Below are 19,242 nucleotides of genomic sequence, written 5' to 3'. Positions count from 1 at the left end.
GTACTGGCGTTGAAATAGTTCCGCAAACTGCTGGACGAAGGCCGTGCTGGTGAGAACGTAGGTGTTCTGCTGCGTGGTATCAAACGTGAAGAAATCGAACGTGGTCAGGTACTGGCTAAGCCGGGCACCATCAACCCGCACACCAAGTTCGAATCTGAAGTGTACATCCTGTCCAAAGACGAAGGCGGCCGTCATACTCCGTTCTTCAAAGGCTACCGTCCGCAGTTCTACTTCCGTACTACTGACGTGACTGGCACCATCGAACTGCCGGAAGGCGTAGAGATGGTAATGCCGGGCGACAACATCAAAATGGTTGTTACCCTGATCCACCCGATCGCGATGGACGACGGTCTGCGTTTCGCAATCCGTGAAGGCGGTCGTACCGTTGGCGCGGGCGTGGTTGCTAAAGTTCTCGGCTAATCGCTGATAACATTTGACGCAATGCGCAATAAAAGGGCATCATTTGATGCCCTTTTTGCACGCTTTCACACCAGAACCTGGCTCATCAGTGATTTTATTTGTCATAATCATTGCTGAGACAGGCTCTGAAGAGGGCGTTTATACACCAAACCATTCGAGCCTCAGGGCGACGGCTATTCAACTCCTTCTTTGCAACAGCAGGGCAGGGGTGACAACACCGTCAACATTGAAGCAATTTGAATAGTTAAGTGTATAATCCGAAACTTAATTTCGGTTTGGATCGCCTCGCCCCCGCGGGGTGAAATTGTTTGTAGAATACTTCTGACAGGTTGGTTTATGAGTGCGAATACCGAAGCTCAAGGGAGCGGGCGCGGCCTGGAAGCGATGAAGTGGATTATCGTTGCCGTGCTGCTGATCGTGGCGATCGTGGGCAACTTCCTTTATCGTGACATTATGCTGGCGGTGCGTGCGCTGGCCGTGGTTATTCTTATTGCTGCTGCCGGTGGCGTCGCGCTGTTGACGACGAAAGGTAAGGCGACCGTTGCTTTTGCTCGCGAAGCGAGAACCGAAGTTCGTAAAGTGATTTGGCCGACTCGCCAGGAAACGCTGCATACTACGCTGATTGTTGCTGCCGTGACTGCAGTAATGTCACTGATCCTGTGGGGACTGGATGGTATTCTGGTTCGCCTGGTCTCCTTTATCACTGGCCTGAGGTTCTGAGATGTCTGAAGCTCCTAAAAAGCGCTGGTACGTCGTTCAGGCGTTTTCCGGTTTTGAAGGTCGCGTAGCCACGTCGCTGCGTGAACATATCAAATTACACAACATGGAAGAGTTATTTGGCGAAGTCATGGTCCCGACCGAAGAAGTGGTTGAGATCCGTGGCGGCCAGCGTCGCAAAAGCGAACGTAAATTCTTCCCGGGCTATGTCCTGGTTCAGATGGTCATGAACGACGCAAGCTGGCACCTGGTGCGCAGCGTACCGCGCGTGATGGGCTTCATCGGCGGCACCTCTGACCGTCCGGCGCCGATCAGCGACAAAGAAGTCGACGCCATCATGAATCGTCTGCAGCAGGTTGGCGATAAGCCGCGTCCGAAAACGCTGTTTGAACCGGGTGAAATGGTTCGCGTTAACGACGGTCCGTTCGCTGACTTTAACGGCGTGGTGGAAGAAGTGGACTATGAGAAGTCCCGCCTGAAAGTTTCCGTTTCTATCTTCGGTCGTGCGACCCCGGTAGAACTGGACTTCAGCCAGGTTGAGAAGGCGTAAGCCGGCGATCAAAAAAGCAGCGATTTAGTCGTTGCATAGGGCGCGAAATTGGCATACAATTTCGCGCCTTTTGTTTTTATGGGCCCGGCCCGTAAAACGATGTTTAATCACGGGGAGCTTCTCTGAAGCGTTAATACCCATTTTGAGGATTTAAGAATGGCTAAGAAAGTCCAAGCCTACGTCAAGCTGCAGGTTGCAGCTGGTATGGCGAACCCGAGCCCGCCGGTCGGCCCAGCACTGGGTCAGCAGGGCGTGAACATCATGGAATTCTGCAAAGCGTTCAACGCCAAAACTGATTCCCTGGAGAAAGGTCTGCCGATCCCGGTTGTTATCACCGTTTACGCTGACCGTTCCTTTACCTTTGTTACCAAGACTCCGCCGGCTGCTGTTCTGCTGAAGAAAGCTGCAGGCATCAAGTCTGGTTCCGGTAAGCCGAACAAAGATAAAGTGGGTAAAATCTCCCGCGCTCAGCTGCAGGAAATCGCGCAGACCAAAGCTGCCGACATGACTGGTGCCGACATTGAAGCGATGACTCGCTCCATCGAAGGTACTGCACGTTCCATGGGCCTGGTAGTGGAGGACTAAGAAATGGCTAAACTGACCAAGCGCATGCGCGTGATCCGTGAGAAAGTTGATGCAACTAAACAGTACGACATCAACGAAGCCATTGCTCTGCTGAAAGAGCTGGCCACCGCTAAATTTACCGAAAGCGTAGACGTTGCCGTTAACCTCGGCATCGACGCTCGTAAATCTGACCAGAACGTCCGTGGCGCAACTGTACTGCCGCACGGTACTGGCCGTTCCGTTCGCGTAGCCGTATTTACCCAAGGCGCAAACGCTGAAGCTGCTAAAGCTGCAGGCGCTGAGCTGGTAGGTATGGAAGATCTGGCTGAGCAGATCAAAAAAGGCGAAATGAACTTTGACGTTGTTATTGCTTCCCCGGATGCAATGCGCGTTGTTGGCCAGCTGGGCCAGGTTCTGGGTCCGCGTGGCCTGATGCCGAACCCGAAAGTAGGTACCGTAACTCCGAACGTTGCTGAAGCGGTTAAAAACGCGAAAGCAGGCCAGGTTCGTTACCGTAACGACAAAAACGGCATCATCCACACCACCATCGGTAAAGTGGACTTTGACGCTGACAAACTGAAAGAAAACCTGGAAGCTCTGCTGGTTGCGCTGAAAAAAAGCAAAACCGACTCAGGCGAAAGGCGTGTACATCAAGAAAGTTAGCATCTCCACCACTATGGGTGCAGGTGTTGCAGTAGATCAGGCTGGCCTGAACGCTTCTGCAAACTAATGCCTTTACGTGGGCGGTGATTTTGTCTACAATCTTACCCCCACGATTCTGTCAATAAGACAGACGCTATGCGAGTCATTTGAATTGCAGCTAACGCCGCTGCGGTTCGAAGGACGAAGTCATAGGAAGAATTTGTTCGTTGGAGCCTGGCCTATCCAGGCCTCCGTCGAAGACCGCAGGTGTTTCGCAAGAAACTTAATCCCCTGCGTAGACGGTGACAGAACGCTAAGATTATTTTTGGATATTCTGGCTTGTTTCTGCTCACCGTATTTAGACGCTCTTTTCGTTGAATTGAGTGAAGTGAGTTCCAGAGCATAGGCTCTGGCAAACATCCAGGAGCAAAGCTAATGGCTTTAAATCTTCAAGACAAACAAGCGATTGTTGCTGAAGTCAGCGAAGTAGCCAAAGGCGCGCTGTCTGCAGTAGTTGCGGATTCCCGTGGCGTAACTGTAGATAAAATGACTGAACTGCGTAAAGCAGGTCGTGAAGCTGGCGTATACATGCGTGTTGTTCGTAACACCCTGCTGCGCCGCGTCGTTGAAGGTACTCAGTTCGAGTGCCTGAAAGACACGTTTGTTGGTCCGACCCTGATTGCATACTCTATGGAACACCCGGGCGCTGCTGCTCGTCTGTTCAAAGAGTTCGCGAAAGCGAATGCAAAATTTGAGGTCAAAGCCGCTGCCTTTGAAGGTGAGCTGATCCCGGCGTCGCAGATCGACCGCCTGGCAACTCTGCCGACCTACGAAGAAGCAATTGCACGCCTGATGGCAACCATGAAAGAAGCTTCGGCTGGCAAACTGGTTCGTACTCTGGCTGCTGTACGCGATGCGAAAGAAGCTGCTTAATCGCAGTTATCTTTGTAAAGCATTCGCTTACGTATAAACTTATTCTGATATTCAGGAACAATTTAAATGTCTATCACTAAAGATCAAATCATTGAAGCAGTATCCGCTATGTCCGTAATGGACGTTGTTGAGCTGATCTCTGCAATGGAAGAAAAATTCGGTGTTTCCGCTGCTGCTGCTGTAGCTGTAGCTGCTGGCCCGGTTGAAGCTGCTGAAGAAAAAACTGAATTCGACGTAATTCTGAAAGCTGCTGGCGCTAACAAAGTTGCTGTTATCAAAGCAGTACGTGGCGCAACTGGCCTGGGTCTGAAAGAAGCTAAAGACCTGGTAGAATCTGCTCCGGCTGCACTGAAAGAAGGCATCAGCAAAGACGACGCTGAAGCTCTGAAAAAATCTCTGGAAGAAGCTGGCGCTGAAGTTGAAGTTAAATAAGCCAACCCTTCCGGTTGCAGCCTGAGAAATCAGGCTGAGGCTGGTGACTTTTTGGTCACCAGCCTTTTTGCGCTGTAAGGCGCCAGTAGCGTTTCACGCTGTTTGACTACTGGTTTGCCTCTCAATGCTTGTTTCTATCGACGACTTAATATACTGCGACAGGTTAGGGTTCCTGGGCTGTGTAAATCGCAATGAAATGGTTTAAGCGTGATAGCAACAGGCATTGCGGAAAGTGTTCCATTTTCCGGTCAACAAAATAGTGTTGCATAAAAAACTGCCCTCTGCGGGCAGATGGGTCGACTTGTCAGCGAGCTGAGGAACCCTATGGTTTACTCCTATACCGAGAAAAAACGTATTCGTAAGGATTTTGGTAAACGTCCACAAGTTCTGGATGTGCCATATCTCCTTTCTATCCAGCTTGACTCGTTCCAGAAGTTTATCGAGCAAGATCCTGAAGGGCAGTATGGTCTGGAAGCTGCTTTCCGTTCCGTATTCCCGATTCAGAGCTACAGCGGTAATTCCGAGCTGCAATACGTCAGCTACCGTCTGGGCGAACCGGTTTTTGACGTTAAAGAATGTCAGATCCGTGGCGTGACTTATTCTGCACCGCTGCGCGTAAAACTGCGTCTGGTGATCTACGAGCGCGAAGCGCCAGAAGGCACCGTCAAAGACATTAAAGAACAAGAAGTCTACATGGGCGAAATTCCGCTCATGACCGACAACGGTACCTTTGTTATCAACGGTACCGAGCGTGTTATCGTTTCTCAGCTGCACCGTAGCCCGGGCGTCTTCTTTGACAGTGACAAAGGTAAGACCCACTCCTCCGGTAAGGTTCTGTATAACGCACGTATCATCCCTTACCGCGGTTCCTGGCTGGACTTCGAATTCGACCCGAAAGACAACCTGTTCGTTCGTATCGACCGTCGTCGTAAGCTGCCGGCTACCATCATCCTGCGCGCGCTGAATTACACCACTGAGCAGATCCTTGACCTGTTCTTCGAAAAAGTGGTCTTTGAAATTCGCGACAACAAGCTGCAGATGGAGCTGATTCCGGAGCGTCTGCGCGGTGAAACTGCCTCCTTCGATATCGAAGCCAACGGCAAAGTGTACGTTGAGAAAGGCCGTCGCATCACGGCTCGTCATATCCGTCAGCTGGAAAAAGACGATATCAAGCATATCGAAGTGCCGGTTGAATATATCGCGGGCAAAGTGGCGGCTAAAGACTATATCGATGAAGCGACTGGCGAACTGATCTGCCCGGCGAACATGGAGCTGAGCCTGGATCTGCTGGCTAAGCTGAGCCAGTCTGGCCACAAGCGTATCGAAACGCTGTTCACCAACGATCTGGACCACGGCCCGTACATCTCTGAAACGGTACGCGTCGACCCGACTAACGATCGTCTGAGCGCGCTGGTAGAAATCTACCGCATGATGCGCCCTGGCGAGCCGCCGACTCGTGAAGCCGCTGAAAGTCTGTTTGAGAACCTGTTCTTCTCTGAAGACCGCTACGATCTGTCCGCGGTTGGTCGTATGAAGTTCAACCGTTCTCTGCTGCGCGACGAAATCGAAGGTTCCGGTATCCTGAGCAAAGACGACATCATCGAAGTGATGAAGAAGCTCATCGATATCCGTAACGGTAAAGGCGAAGTGGACGATATCGACCACCTCGGCAACCGTCGTATCCGTTCCGTTGGCGAAATGGCGGAAAACCAGTTCCGCGTTGGCCTGGTACGTGTAGAGCGTGCGGTGAAAGAGCGTCTGTCTCTTGGCGATCTGGATACCCTGATGCCTCAGGATATGATCAACGCCAAGCCGATTTCCGCAGCAGTGAAAGAGTTCTTTGGTTCCAGCCAGCTGTCTCAGTTTATGGACCAGAACAACCCGCTGTCTGAGATTACGCACAAACGTCGTATCTCCGCACTCGGCCCAGGCGGTCTGACCCGTGAGCGCGCAGGCTTCGAAGTTCGAGACGTACACCCGACCCACTACGGTCGCGTATGTCCGATCGAAACGCCTGAAGGTCCGAACATCGGTCTGATTAACTCCCTGTCCGTGTACGCGCAGACCAACGAATATGGCTTCCTTGAGACGCCGTATCGTAAAGTGACCAACGGTGTGGTTACTGACGAAATTCACTACCTGTCTGCTATCGAAGAAGGCAACTACGTTATCGCTCAGGCGAACTCCAACCTGGATGAAAACGGCCACTTCGTAGAAGATCTGGTTACCTGCCGTAGCAAAGGCGAATCCAGCTTGTTCAGCCGCGACCAGGTTGACTACATGGACGTATCCACCCAGCAGGTGGTATCCGTCGGTGCGTCCCTGATCCCGTTCCTGGAACACGATGACGCCAACCGTGCATTGATGGGTGCGAACATGCAACGTCAGGCGGTTCCGACTCTGCGCGCTGATAAGCCGCTGGTTGGTACCGGTATGGAACGTGCTGTTGCCGTTGACTCCGGTGTTACTGCCGTGGCTAAACGTGGCGGTACCGTTCAGTACGTGGATGCTTCCCGTATCGTTATCAAAGTTAACGAAGACGAGATGTACCCGGGCGAAGCAGGTATCGACATCTATAACCTGACCAAGTACACCCGTTCTAACCAGAACACCTGCATCAACCAGATGCCTTGCGTGTCCCTGGGCGAACCTATTGAGCGCGGCGACGTGCTGGCAGACGGCCCGTCCACCGACCTCGGTGAGCTGGCGCTGGGTCAGAACATGCGTGTAGCGTTCATGCCGTGGAACGGTTACAACTTCGAAGACTCCATCCTCGTTTCCGAGCGTGTTGTCCAGGAAGACCGTTTCACCACTATCCACATTCAGGAACTGGCGTGCGTGTCCCGTGACACCAAGCTGGGGCCGGAAGAGATCACCGCTGACATCCCGAACGTGGGTGAAGCTGCGCTCTCCAAACTGGATGAATCCGGTATCGTTTATATCGGTGCGGAAGTGACCGGCGGCGACATTCTGGTTGGTAAGGTAACGCCGAAAGGTGAAACCCAGCTGACGCCGGAAGAGAAACTGCTGCGCGCGATCTTCGGTGAGAAAGCGTCTGACGTTAAAGACTCTTCTCTGCGCGTACCGAACGGTGTCTCTGGTACCGTTATCGACGTTCAGGTCTTTACCCGTGACGGCGTAGAAAAAGACAAACGTGCTCTGGAAATCGAAGAGATGCAGCTGAAGCAGGCCAAAAAAGACCTGTCTGAAGAACTGCAGATCCTTGAAGCCGGTCTGTTCAGTCGTATCTACGCGGTGCTGGTCTCCGGTGGCGTTGAAGCTGAGAAGCTCGACAAGCTGCCTCGCGATCGCTGGCTGGAACTGGGCCTGACCGACGAAGAGAAACAAAATCAGCTGGAACAGCTGGCTGAGCAGTATGACGAACTGAAACACGAGTTCGAGAAAAAACTCGAAGCGAAACGCCGTAAAATCACCCAAGGCGACGATCTGGCACCGGGCGTGCTGAAGATTGTTAAGGTATATCTGGCCGTTAAACGCCGTATCCAGCCTGGTGATAAGATGGCGGGTCGTCACGGTAACAAGGGTGTTATCTCTAAGATCAACCCGATCGAAGATATGCCGCACGATGCTAACGGTACGCCGGTAGATATCGTACTGAACCCGCTGGGCGTACCGTCTCGTATGAACATCGGTCAGATCCTTGAAACTCACCTGGGTATGGCTGCAAAAGGCATCGGCGATAAGATCAACGCCATGCTGAAACAGCAGCAGGAAGTCGCGAAACTGCGCGAATTCATCCAGCGTGCTTACGATCTGGGCGCTGACGTTCGCCAGAAAGTTGACCTGAATACCTTCAGCGATGAAGAAGTTCTGCGTCTGGCTGAAAACCTGCGTAAAGGCATGCCGATCGCAACGCCGGTATTCGACGGTGCGAAAGAAGCTGAAATCAAAGAGCTGCTGCAGCTGGGCGACCTGCCGACTTCCGGTCAGATCACCCTGTTTGATGGCCGCACCGGTGAACAGTTCGAACGTCCGGTAACCGTGGGTTACATGTACATGCTGAAACTGAACCACCTGGTCGACGACAAAATGCACGCTCGTTCCACCGGTTCTTACAGCCTGGTTACTCAGCAGCCGCTGGGTGGTAAGGCACAGTTCGGTGGTCAGCGCTTCGGTGAGATGGAAGTGTGGGCGCTGGAAGCATACGGCGCGGCCTACACCCTGCAGGAAATGCTCACCGTTAAGTCTGATGACGTGAACGGTCGTACCAAGATGTATAAAAACATCGTGGACGGCAATCACCAGATGGAACCGGGCATGCCGGAATCCTTCAACGTACTGTTGAAAGAAATTCGCTCGCTGGGCATCAACATCGAACTGGAAGACGAGTAATTCTCGCTCAAACAGGTCACTGCTGCCGGGTTAACGCCCGGCAGCGGAATGTGCTAACTCCGACGGGAGCAAATCCGTGAAAGACTTATTAAAGTTTCTGAAAGCGCAAACTAAAACCGAAGAGTTTGATGCGATCAAAATTGCTCTGGCTTCGCCAGACATGATCCGTTCATGGTCTTTCGGTGAAGTTAAAAAGCCGGAAACCATTAACTACCGTACGTTCAAACCTGAGCGTGACGGCCTTTTCTGCGCCCGTATCTTTGGGCCGGTAAAAGATTATGAGTGCCTGTGCGGTAAGTACAAGCGCCTGAAACACCGCGGTGTGATCTGTGAGAAGTGCGGCGTTGAAGTGACCCAGACTAAAGTGCGTCGTGAGCGCATGGGCCACATCGAGCTGGCATGTCCGACTGCGCACATCTGGTTCCTGAAATCCCTGCCGTCCCGTATCGGTCTGCTGCTGGATATGCCGCTGCGCGATATCGAACGTGTACTGTACTTTGAATCCTATGTGGTTATCGAAGGTGGCATGACCAACCTCGAACGCAACCAGATTCTGACGGAAGAACAGTACCTGGACGCGCTGGAAGAGTTCGGTGACGAATTCGACGCGAAAATGGGCGCGGAAGCGATCCAGGCGCTGCTGCGCAATATGGATCTGGAGCAGGAATGCGAGCAGCTGCGTGAAGAGCTGAACGAAACCAACTCCGAAACCAAGCGTAAAAAGCTGACCAAGCGCATTAAGCTGCTGGAAGCTTTCGTTCAGTCTGGCAACAAGCCGGAGTGGATGATCCTGACCGTTCTGCCGGTACTGCCGCCAGATCTGCGTCCGCTGGTTCCGCTGGACGGTGGTCGTTTCGCGACGTCTGACCTCAACGATCTGTATCGTCGCGTGATCAACCGTAACAACCGTCTGAAACGTCTGCTGGATCTGGCTGCGCCGGATATCATCGTACGCAACGAAAAACGTATGCTGCAGGAAGCGGTTGACGCCCTGCTGGATAACGGTCGTCGCGGTCGTGCGATCACCGGTTCTAACAAACGTCCTCTGAAATCTTTGGCCGATATGATCAAAGGTAAACAGGGTCGTTTCCGCCAGAACCTGCTCGGTAAACGCGTTGACTACTCCGGTCGTTCTGTTATCACCGTAGGTCCATACCTGCGTCTGCATCAGTGCGGTCTGCCGAAGAAAATGGCGCTGGAGCTGTTCAAACCGTTCATCTACGGCAAGCTGGAACTGCGTGGCCTGGCCACCACCATCAAAGCCGCTAAGAAGATGGTTGAGCGCGAAGAAGCTGTCGTTTGGGATATCCTGGACGAAGTTATCCGCGAACACCCGGTCCTGCTGAACCGTGCGCCAACCCTGCACCGTCTGGGTATTCAGGCATTCGAACCGGTTCTGATCGAAGGTAAAGCCATCCAGCTGCACCCGCTGGTTTGTGCGGCATACAACGCCGACTTCGATGGTGACCAGATGGCTGTTCACGTACCGCTGACGCTGGAAGCCCAGCTGGAAGCGCGTGCGCTGATGATGTCTACCAACAACATCCTGTCCCCGGCGAACGGCGAACCAATCATCGTTCCGTCTCAGGACGTTGTACTGGGTCTGTACTACATGACCCGTGACAGTGTTAACGCCAAAGGCGAAGGCATGGTGCTGACTGGCCCGAAAGAAGCTGAGCGTATTTATCGCGCCGGCCTGGCCTCTCTGCATGCGCGCGTTAAAGTGCGTATCACTGAATACGAAAAAGACGACAATGGTGAGTTTGTCGCGAAAACCAGCCTGAAAGACACGACCGTTGGCCGTGCCATTCTGTGGATGATCGTACCGAAAGGTCTGCCGTTCTCTATCGTGAACCAGGCGCTTGGTAAGAAAGCGATCTCCAAGATGCTGAACACCTGTTACCGTATTCTGGGTCTGAAACCGACCGTTATTTTTGCGGACCAGACGATGTACACCGGCTTTGCTTACGCAGCGCGTTCAGGTGCATCCGTTGGTATCGATGACATGGTCATCCCGGAGAAAAAATACGAAATCATCAGCGAAGCGGAAGCGGAAGTTGCTGAGATTCAGGAACAGTTCCAGTCCGGTCTGGTGACCGCGGGCGAACGCTACAACAAAGTTATCGATATCTGGGCTGCGGCGAACGATCGTGTATCCAAAGCGATGATGGATAACCTGCAAACCGAAACCGTGATTAACCGTGACGGTCAGGAAGAGCAGCAGGTTTCCTTCAACAGCATCTACATGATGGCCGACTCCGGTGCGCGTGGTTCTGCGGCACAGATTCGTCAGCTGGCTGGTATGCGTGGTCTGATGGCGAAGCCGGATGGCTCCATCATCGAAACGCCGATCACCGCGAACTTCCGTGAAGGTCTGAACGTACTCCAGTACTTCATCTCCACCCACGGTGCTCGTAAAGGTCTGGCGGATACCGCACTGAAAACAGCGAACTCCGGTTACCTGACTCGTCGTCTGGTTGACGTTGCGCAGGACCTGGTCGTCACTGAAGACGACTGCGGCACCCTGGAAGGCATCACCATGACGCCGGTTATCGAAGGTGGCGACGTTAAAGAGCCGCTGCGCGATCGCGTACTGGGTCGTGTGACTGCGGAAGATGTTCTGAAGCCGGGTACCGCGGATATTCTGGTTCCACGCAACACGCTGCTGCATGAGCACTGGTGTGACCTGCTGGAAGCGAACTCCGTTGACTCCGTCAAAGTGCGTTCCGTTGTATCCTGTGACACCGACTTTGGCGTCTGCGCGCACTGCTATGGTCGTGACCTGGCGCGTGGCCACCTCATCAACAAAGGTGAGGCTATCGGCGTTATCGCGGCACAGTCCATCGGTGAGCCGGGTACACAGCTGACGATGCGTACGTTCCACATCGGTGGTGCGGCATCTCGTGCGGCTGCTGAATCCAGCATCCAGGTGAAAAACAAAGGTAGCATCAAGCTCAGCAACGCGAAGTCGGTTGTGAACTCCAGTGGTAAGCTGGTTATCACTTCCCGTAATACCGAGCTGAAGCTGATCGACGAATTCGGTCGTACCAAAGAGAGCTATAAAGTACCTTACGGTGCGGTTATGGCGAAAGGCGACGGTGAGCAGGTTGCCGGCGGTGAAACCGTCGCAAACTGGGATCCGCACACCATGCCGGTTATCACCGAAGTTAGCGGTTTCATCCGTTTCACTGACATGATCGACGGTCAGACCATTACTCGTCAGACTGACGAGCTGACCGGTCTGTCTTCGCTGGTGGTTCTGGACTCTGCAGAACGTACCGCAGGTGGTAAAGATCTGCGTCCAGCACTGAAAATTGTTGATGCTCAGGGCAACGATGTTCTGATCCCAGGCACTGATATGCCTGCTCAGTACTTCCTGCCGGGTAAAGCGATTGTTCAGCTGGAAGATGGCGTACAGATCAGCTCGGGTGACACCCTGGCGCGTATTCCGCAGGAATCCGGCGGTACCAAGGATATCACCGGTGGTCTGCCGCGCGTTGCGGACCTGTTCGAAGCACGTCGTCCGAAAGAGCCGGCTATCCTGGCTGAAATCAGCGGTATCATTTCCTTCGGTAAAGAAACCAAAGGGAAACGTCGCCTGGTTATCACCCCGGTAGACGGTAGCGAGCCGTACGAAGAGATGATCCCGAAATGGCGTCAGCTCAACGTGTTCGAAGGTGAACGTGTGGAACGTGGTGATGTGGTTTCCGACGGTCCGGAAGCACCGCACGACATTCTGCGTCTGCGTGGCGTACATGCTGTGACCCGTTACATTGTTAACGAAGTCCAGGACGTATACCGTCTGCAGGGCGTTAAGATTAACGATAAGCACATCGAAGTTATCGTTCGTCAGATGCTGCGTAAAGCCACCATCGAAAGCGCAGGCAGCTCCGACTTCCTCGAAGGCGAGCAGGTGGAATACTCCCGCGTCAAGATCGCGAACCGCGAACTGGAAGCGAACGGCAAAGTGGGCGCAACGTTCTCCCGCGATCTGCTGGGTATCACCAAAGCGTCTCTGGCCACCGAGTCCTTCATCTCCGCGGCATCGTTCCAGGAGACCACTCGCGTGCTGACCGAAGCAGCCGTTGCGGGCAAACGCGACGAACTGCGCGGTCTGAAAGAGAACGTCATCGTGGGTCGTCTGATCCCGGCCGGTACCGGTTATGCGTATCACCAGGATCGTATGCGCCGTCGCGCTGCTGGCGAGCTGCCGGCGGCACCGCAGGTGAGCGTGGAAGAAGCGTCTGCCAACCTGGCAGAGCTGCTGAACGCAGGTCTGGGCGGTTCTGACAACGATTAATCGTTGATGCACTGCTAAAAAGCCGGTCAGGTTTCCTGACCGGCTTTTTTTATTGTCTATTTTCCGCCGCTTTCCCGGCCCTTAATTACATTTACGACATATTAAATCTTCATTTTCTTAGCAATTAATTCATGCAAAATATCTATTAAAAGCCTTTTTCTAAAACCTTTCTTTATGTATGGGTAAAACTTCTACTCATATCAAAAAATAATCAATTCAAAGGGTATATATTCAAAATACCTGATGAATCATGGGATTACTTCTGTTGCTGTATCTTCGGCGCGACGGCGCTGGAGAGGGATCGCCGCATCTCATGCTTCTCCCGGTCAGGCGCAGAAATAATCCCGACAGGCAGGTAGGGATCATTTTTAGATCTGAGTGGACAGGCTCTGGGGGCTGCATGGAATTCGCGATACAACTCATTATTATATTAATTTGTCTGTTTTATGGTGCCCGAAAAGGGGGGATTGCGCTGGGGCTGCTGGGCGGCATCGGTTTGGTGATCCTCGTCTTTGTTTTTCATCTCCAGCCGGGCAAACCGCCGGTTGATGTGATGCTGGTGATCATTGCAGTGGTAGCCGCCTCGGCGACTCTGCAGGCGTCCGGCGGGTTAGACGTGATGCTGCAGATTGCCGAGAAGCTGCTGCGGCGTAACCCGAAATATGTTTCTATCGTGGCGCCTTTCGTCACCTGCACGCTGACCATCCTCTGCGGTACCGGCCACGTGGTGTATACCATCCTGCCGATTATCTACGATGTGGCGATTAAGAATAACATTCGTCCGGAGCGTCCGATGGCCGCCAGCTCCATTGGCGCTCAGATGGGGATCATCGCCAGCCCGGTCTCGGTGGCGGTGGTATCGCTGGTGGCGATGCTGGGAAATTTTACCTTTAACGGGAAACACCTGGAGTTTCTCGATCTGCTGGCGATAACCATTCCGTCCACGCTGCTGGGTATTTTAGCCATCGGTATCTTCAGCTGGTTCCGCGGCAAAGACCTGGATCAGGACGAAGCCTTCCAGGCGTTTATTGCGCTACCGGAGAACCGCCATTACGTCTATGGCGATACGGCGACCCTGCTGGACAAAAAGCTGCCGACCAGCAACTGGATAGCAATGTGGATTTTTCTGGCCTCTATCGCCGTGGTGGCGCTGCTTGGCGCTTTTTCTGAACTGCGCCCGGCCTTTGACGGTAAACCACTGTCGATGGTGCTGGTTATCCAGATGTTTATGCTGCTCTCCGGAGCGCTGATCATCATCATTACAAAAACTAACCCGGCATCGATTTCCAAAAATGAGGTCTTTCGTTCGGGAATGATCGCTATCGTCGCGGTGTACGGCATCGCGTGGATGGCGGAGACCATGTTTGGCGCGCACATGACCGAGATTAAAGGCGTGCTTGGTGAAATGGTAAAAGAGTATCCGTGGGCTTATGCCATCGTGCTGCTACTGGTTTCGAAATTTGTGAACTCCCAGGCGGCAGCGCTGGCGGCGATTGTGCCAGTAGCCCTGGCCATCGGCGTCGACCCGGCCTATATCGTGGCTTCTGCGCCGGCCTGCTATGGCTACTATATTCTGCCGACCTACCCAAGCGATCTGGCGGCGATCCAGTTTGATCGCTCAGGGACCACCCATATCGGCCGCTTTGTGATTAACCACAGCTTTATCCTGCCCGGGCTCATCGGCGTCGGCGTCTCCTGCGTGTTTGGCTGGGTATTCGCGGCGATGTACGGCTTTCTGTAAGAAGGACGGGCGCCGGCAGCGACGCCCGTTAAATCCGTGAGATTATTGCGCGAGGGGCAGACGACGATAGAGTTCAATCATGTCGGTCGCCAGATCCTGAATGACCATAGCGTTCATCAGATGGTCCTGGGAATGCACGGTGATCAGGTTGACCGGCAATTTACCGCTGCCTTCATCCATGCCGATAAGCTGGGTCTGAATTTTATGCGCATGTTTGACGAACTCATGGGATTCAGCCATGGCCTGCTCCGCGGCGGCAAAATCGCCTTTGCGCGCCAGCTGTAGCGCCGTCAGCGCCGCGCTACGTGCGGAACCCGCGTTAACCAGCAGCTCCATGATGATCGTTTCTAAATCTTCCATCGATTACTCCAGCATCTTAAGGGCTTTATCCAGAACGGCATCACCTTTCATCATGCCGTAGTCCATCATATCGATCACGGCGACCTTCTTGCCGAACGGGTCGGCCAGCGCCTGCAGCTTCGCCTGCTCATATTTCACCTGCGGGCCGAGCAAAATAATGTCGGCGGCGGCCAGATTATCTTTAAACTCAGCGACCGGTACGGCCTTGATAGAGACCTCAACACCCTTCTTCTGCGCGGCATCTTGCATACGCTGAACCAGCATGCTGGTAGACATACCGGCGGCACAGCACAAAACGATATTCTTCATAGTCAGTGGCCCTTGTGTTCCGTGATGTCTTATCTTTATCGCGGCCCTGGCGATGCGACAACCGCTTTACCGTGATTGTGTGTAAGGCATCACACAATAATTGAAACCGGTTTCATTTTTTCCGGAAAAATAAAAAAGCCCACCGAAGTGGGCGGTGGCGGCGCTGAAGTCTTACGCGCGCAGGATACGGTTTTTACCCTGCTGTTTGGCTTTGTACAGCGCTTCATCGACGCTCACCACCAGCTTATCCAGTGGCTCCATATTCCATTCCCCGAGGCCGGCGCTGAAGGTGACCGTCAGGCCATCTTCGCGCCAGGTGCGTCGTTCGACGTTTACCCGCCATGTTTCCAGCAGCGTGCGGGCGTTATCGATATGTTCGGCAGGAAAGACCACCGCGAACTCTTCGCCGCCGTAGCGATAGAGAGATATCTCCAGCGGCTGGAGGACCTGCAGCCCTTCGCGGGCGACGTTACGCAGGACGATATCGCCATTGAGGTGGCCCCAGGTGTCGTTGATCGATTTAAAGTTATCGATATCGACCAGCGCGAGGGCGAACGGCTGGTGATCGTTCATCAGGGCGGCAATATCGCTGTCGAAGGCGCGGCGGTTTTTGCAGCCGGTGAGAGCGTCGATGGTCGCCTGGCGGACGTAGGACAGTTCGCGCTGTTTATTGGTTTCAATCGCTTTACTCAGCATCGCCTCAAGGCGCGGGGCGCGTTTGACGTCACCGGTTTTAATCGCATTGATGATATTCATCAGCACGGTACGGGAAGCATGACGCAGATAAAGACCGAACAGGATAATAATGATCGCTGCGAGAGTGAAACCGCCGATCACTAAATTGGTCTCATGACGTGTCAGATTGACCAGGGTGGCGTTATCGACACGGAAAATCACAAACCAGTCGGGATTGGTAAAGGAGTAATAGTAATACCAGGTGTCGCTCCCGGGATCGTAAAGCTGCCCCTCTCCGCTGGTCATTTTATCCATCAGCTCGTCCCTGACGAAGGGTTTAAACAGCGCGCCCGGGTCGGAGTGCAGAACCACTTTGCCATCCCGTTGCACCACAAAAAATTCCCCCTGTACGGGCGCCACCATCTGGCGCAGCGCGAACCCCATGGAGGTGAGATCGAGATGAAAGGCCAGGCTGCCCTTGAGTTTCCCTTCCGGGGTAATGATGGGTTTGAAAATGGTAATCGTCGGATGGTGGGTGAAATAATCCATATACGGACTGGTGTAGTGGCTGAAGGTGCTGGCTTCCGCCTGTTTGATAAACCAGGGCCGCGTTCTGGGATCGAAAGCCCGGCTGTCTTCGTTTTCCAGCACCTCCGGGGCGCGCAGATAGTGGCCCTCGGTATCCGCCAGCGAGATGGATGAGACGCTTGGCATCATGTTCTGTAACTGCATCAGCGTGGTTAACCCTTTCTCCGGCTCCACATTGACTGCGCGATTCAGTTCGTCATTGCGGGCAAAGAAGGCGGCTGCGCGCCCGAGGATAAAATCATTTTCCCGCAGCAGGGTTTCCGTATAGTTGATCGCGAGGTTATGGGTAAAATTGCGGTTAATATCGTGATAATCTTCGAGAAAATCTTTCTGTTGCGCCAGAGTCACAAAAATAGCGATCAGCATAAAGCTGAGCAAAATACCGGCAAACCCCACGACGATCGGCGTCGTAAAAGAGAGCTTTCTGTTGTGTAGAGCCATGAATCGTTAATCGTCCCGGATGTATAAACCATGGGTCCGAACGCAGGTTGCGTCTGGGACGCCTGCCGATCGAATCAGTTCACTATTGCTCAATTATAACTCTGAGGCCTTCATGTATCGTGATTTATATTCGGCGATAATGTGCAGGCCTCTGCTCAGCGCGGAGAGGCAGGGCGAAAATGAGGAAGAAAAGGTTCGCCCTGGTCAGCGTCCGCTGCTGACCAGGGCAGAATAGAAAAACGGCGTCGGGCGGGCCAGCCTCTGTTTTTCATCTCTCGTGCAGGCGCGCAAAATTATCAGGCGTTTACACTGTACATCATGAGGTTTGCGAAGCGCGTCCCAGCCAGCTATCCCAGTCTTTCCATACCGGCTGCAGGCCGCGGGCGGCCAGCGCGCTGGCGACCACTTCAGGGCGGCGATCGTCGTGCGGGGCAAATTGCTCGAGCTCCGGATGATCGTCGGCGTAGCCGCCGGGCTGGGTTTTAGAGAAGGCGCTGACGTTATTGATCGCCAGCGGGATCACCCGGTCGCGGAACCAGGGTGATTCGCGGGTGGATAGCGACAGCTCAACCTCTGGCGCCAGCAGGCGGAAGGCGCAGATAGTTTGCACCAGCTGGCGCTCATCCATCAGCGAAGCCGGTTCAATACCGCCGGCGCAGGGACGCAGGCGCGGGAAGGAGACCGAATAGCGGCTGCGCCAGTAGCGCTGCTGCAGCCACAGCAGGTGCTCAGCGACTATAAAGCAGTCCACTCGCCAGCTGTCGGAAAGGCCGATGAGCGCGCCAAGGCCGATCTTATCGATCCCCGCCGCGCCTAAGCGATCCGGCGTATCCAGCCGCCAGAAGAAATCCTGCTTTTTTCCTTTCAGATGGTGTTGGGCGTACATGCTTTCATGATAGGTCTCCTGATAGACCATCACCCCGTCGAGCCCCAGGGTTTTCAGCTCGGCATACTCTTCAGTCGCCAGCGGCTGCACCTCCATATGCAGCGAGGCAAACTGGCTGCGGATAGCCGGTAGGTGCCGACGGAAATAATCCATTCCCACCTTACCCTGATGTTCGCCGGTCACCAGCAGCAGATGCTCAAAGCCCAGGTTGCGGATTGCGGCGCACTCGCGGGCAATCTCGGCGGCATCCAGCGTCTTGCGCTTAATGCGGTTGCTCATCGAGAAGCCGCAGTAGGTGCAGTCGTTAGCGCACAGGTTGGAGAGATACAGCGGCACGTAGAAGCTGACGGTATTGCCGAAGCGCTGCCGGGTGAGGCGCTGCGCGCGCTGGGCCAGCGGTTCAAGGTAATTGGCCGCGGCAGGCGAGAGCAGGGCCATCATATCGTCGCGGGTGAGCTGTTTAGCCGCCAGCGCCCGTTCGACGTCGGCGGCGGTTTTGCTGTTGATGCGCAGGCAGATATCGTCCCACTCCAGCTGCCGCCAGCGATCGCTAAAGGTTTTCATGCCAGCGCCTCCAGGAATCCGGTGAGCGGGCTGGTGGCCTGCGCCTGCGTACTGCGTGCCCCCGGTCCGGCCTGACGCGCCAGTAATCCGGCATCGATCGCCATACGGAAGGCGCGGGCCATGGCCACGGGGTCGTCGGCGACGGCAATGGCGGTATTGACCAGCACCGCGTCCGCGCCCATCTCCAGCGCCTGCGCCGCATGGCTCGGGACGCCGATCCCGGCGTCGACCACCACCGGGACCGTCGCCTGCTCGATAATAATCTCCAGCATGGCTTTGGTTTCCAGCCCCTGATTGGAGCCGATCGGCGCACCCAGCGGCATCACCGCCGCGCAGCCTACCTCTTCCAGTCGTTTACACAGCACCGGATCGGCGCCGCAGTAGGGCAGCACCACGAACCCTTCGCGGACCAGCAGCTCCGCCGCTTTCAGGGTTTCAATCGGGTCGGGCAGCAGCCAGCGGGCGTCCGGGTGGATCTCCAGCTTCAGCCAATGGGTACCCAGGGCTTCCCGCGCCAGGCGGGCGGCAAACACCGCCTCTTCCGCCGTCTTGGCGCCTGAGGTATTCGGCAGCAGGTTAACCCCCGCCGCCAGCAGCGGGGCGAGGATGGCGTCATTGCGCTGGCGTAAATCGACGCGCTTCATCGCCAGGGTTACCAGCTGGCTGCCCGAGGCGCGAATCGCCTCGACCATCACCTCCGGGGCGGCGAATTTGCCGGTACCGGTGAAAAGATGGGATTCAAACGTTTTGTCTGCAATACGTAACAT

Annotated in this window: 13 protein-coding genes and 2 pseudogenes; 10 read left to right on the top strand and 5 right to left on the bottom strand. The window is 54.4% G+C overall.

Annotation, left to right across the window (positions count from 1 at the left end; all coding sequences use genetic code 11):
• The 10 genes and pseudogenes from HMPREF1024_RS0127835 to dcuB form a co-directional block, all read left to right on the top strand.
• Positions 1-420: pseudogene (locus tag HMPREF1024_RS0127835) on the top strand (EF-Tu/IF-2/RF-3 family GTPase); the annotation flags it as partial.
• A gap of 336 nt (positions 421-756) precedes the next feature.
• A complete protein-coding gene (secE, locus tag HMPREF1024_RS00875) occupies positions 757-1,140 on the top strand; it encodes a preprotein translocase subunit SecE (RefSeq protein ID WP_002883772.1) in 384 nt (127 codons plus the stop codon).
• A gap of 1 nt (position 1,141) precedes the next feature.
• A complete protein-coding gene (gene nusG, locus HMPREF1024_RS00880; RefSeq protein ID WP_001287521.1) occupies positions 1,142-1,687 on the top strand; it encodes a transcription termination/antitermination protein NusG in 546 nt (181 codons plus the stop codon).
• A gap of 156 nt (positions 1,688-1,843) precedes the next feature.
• A complete protein-coding gene (gene rplK, locus HMPREF1024_RS00885; protein WP_002884034.1) occupies positions 1,844-2,272 on the top strand; it encodes a 50S ribosomal protein L11 in 429 nt (142 codons plus the stop codon).
• Between the two features lie 3 nt (positions 2,273-2,275).
• Positions 2,276-2,981: pseudogene (gene rplA / locus HMPREF1024_RS00890) on the top strand (50S ribosomal protein L1).
• A gap of 347 nt (positions 2,982-3,328) precedes the next feature.
• Positions 3,329-3,826 (top strand): 50S ribosomal protein L10, encoded by a 498-nt coding sequence (gene rplJ, locus HMPREF1024_RS00895; RefSeq protein ID WP_001207203.1) that lies wholly within the window; start codon positions 3,329-3,331, stop codon positions 3,824-3,826.
• 66 nt (positions 3,827-3,892) lie between these two features.
• A complete protein-coding gene (rplL, locus tag HMPREF1024_RS00900) occupies positions 3,893-4,258 on the top strand; it encodes a 50S ribosomal protein L7/L12 (RefSeq protein ID WP_002884142.1) in 366 nt (121 codons plus the stop codon).
• Positions 4,259-4,582: 324 nt separating this feature from the next.
• The gene (rpoB, locus tag HMPREF1024_RS00905) at positions 4,583-8,611 is read left to right on the top strand and encodes a DNA-directed RNA polymerase subunit beta (protein WP_004152306.1); all 4,029 of its coding nucleotides are present in this window, start codon (positions 4,583-4,585) and stop codon (positions 8,609-8,611) included.
• 76 nt (positions 8,612-8,687) lie between these two features.
• Positions 8,688-12,911, top strand: coding sequence for a DNA-directed RNA polymerase subunit beta' (rpoC, locus tag HMPREF1024_RS00910; protein WP_002884146.1), 4,224 nt, complete (start codon positions 8,688-8,690; stop codon positions 12,909-12,911).
• Positions 12,912-13,311: 400 nt separating this feature from the next.
• Positions 13,312-14,652 (top strand): anaerobic C4-dicarboxylate transporter DcuB, encoded by a 1,341-nt coding sequence (gene dcuB / locus HMPREF1024_RS00915; RefSeq protein WP_002884148.1) that lies wholly within the window; start codon positions 13,312-13,314, stop codon positions 14,650-14,652.
• 42 nt (positions 14,653-14,694) lie between these two features.
• On the opposite strand, the gene HMPREF1024_RS00920 is transcribed toward dcuB, so the two are convergent.
• The 5 genes from HMPREF1024_RS00920 to thiG form a co-directional block, all read right to left on the bottom strand.
• Positions 14,695-15,012, bottom strand: a complete 318-nt coding sequence (locus HMPREF1024_RS00920) for a PTS lactose/cellobiose transporter subunit IIA (protein ID WP_004212847.1) — start codon at positions 15,010-15,012, stop codon at positions 14,695-14,697.
• Positions 15,013-15,015: 3 nt separating this feature from the next.
• Positions 15,016-15,321 carry a PTS sugar transporter subunit IIB gene (locus tag HMPREF1024_RS00925; protein WP_002884150.1) on the bottom strand — a complete coding sequence of 102 codons (306 nt, stop codon included), beginning with the start codon at positions 15,319-15,321 and terminating at the stop codon, positions 15,016-15,018.
• A 171-nt stretch (positions 15,322-15,492) separates the two neighbouring features.
• Positions 15,493-17,025 carry a sensor domain-containing diguanylate cyclase gene (locus HMPREF1024_RS00930; RefSeq protein ID WP_004178221.1) on the bottom strand — a complete coding sequence of 511 codons (1,533 nt, stop codon included), beginning with the start codon at positions 17,023-17,025 and terminating at the stop codon, positions 15,493-15,495.
• Between the two features lie 316 nt (positions 17,026-17,341).
• Positions 17,342-18,475: a 2-iminoacetate synthase ThiH gene (gene thiH / locus HMPREF1024_RS00935; RefSeq protein WP_009309944.1), complete on the bottom strand. Its 1,134-nt coding sequence runs from the start codon at positions 18,473-18,475 to the stop codon at positions 17,342-17,344.
• A complete protein-coding gene (gene thiG / locus HMPREF1024_RS00940; protein ID WP_004152308.1) occupies positions 18,472-19,242 on the bottom strand; it encodes a thiazole synthase in 771 nt (256 codons plus the stop codon). Before thiG ends, thiH begins: the two co-directional genes overlap by 4 nt.

Source organism: Klebsiella sp. 4_1_44FAA (assembly GCF_000238715.1).
GTDB classification, from domain to species: domain Bacteria; phylum Pseudomonadota; class Gammaproteobacteria; order Enterobacterales; family Enterobacteriaceae; genus Klebsiella; species Klebsiella pneumoniae.
Note: the sequence above shows the minus strand (reverse complement) of the source record. Positions and strands in the feature narration are given on the sequence as shown.

Bases quoted from the DNA above. Each gene is read 5' to 3' on its own strand.
- thiG (WP_004152308.1), bottom strand. From the start codon at position 19,242: ATGTTACGTATTGCAGACAAAACGTTTGAATCCCATCTTTTCACCGGT.
- HMPREF1024_RS00930 (WP_004178221.1), bottom strand. From the start codon at position 17,025: ATGGCTCTACACAACAGAAAGCTCTCTTTTACGACGCCGATCGTCGTG.
- dcuB (WP_002884148.1), top strand. From the start codon at position 13,312: ATGGAATTCGCGATACAACTCATTATTATATTAATTTGTCTGTTTTAT.
- rplJ (WP_001207203.1), top strand. From the start codon at position 3,329: ATGGCTTTAAATCTTCAAGACAAACAAGCGATTGTTGCTGAAGTCAGC.
- HMPREF1024_RS00925 (WP_002884150.1), bottom strand. From the start codon at position 15,321: ATGAAGAATATCGTTTTGTGCTGTGCCGCCGGTATGTCTACCAGCATG.
- HMPREF1024_RS00920 (WP_004212847.1), bottom strand. From the start codon at position 15,012: ATGGAAGATTTAGAAACGATCATCATGGAGCTGCTGGTTAACGCGGGT.
- rpoB (WP_004152306.1), top strand. From the start codon at position 4,583: ATGGTTTACTCCTATACCGAGAAAAAACGTATTCGTAAGGATTTTGGT.
- nusG (WP_001287521.1), top strand. From the start codon at position 1,142: ATGTCTGAAGCTCCTAAAAAGCGCTGGTACGTCGTTCAGGCGTTTTCC.
- rplK (WP_002884034.1), top strand. From the start codon at position 1,844: ATGGCTAAGAAAGTCCAAGCCTACGTCAAGCTGCAGGTTGCAGCTGGT.
- thiH (WP_009309944.1), bottom strand. From the start codon at position 18,475: ATGAAAACCTTTAGCGATCGCTGGCGGCAGCTGGAGTGGGACGATATC.
- secE (WP_002883772.1), top strand. From the start codon at position 757: ATGAGTGCGAATACCGAAGCTCAAGGGAGCGGGCGCGGCCTGGAAGCG.
- rplL (WP_002884142.1), top strand. From the start codon at position 3,893: ATGTCTATCACTAAAGATCAAATCATTGAAGCAGTATCCGCTATGTCC.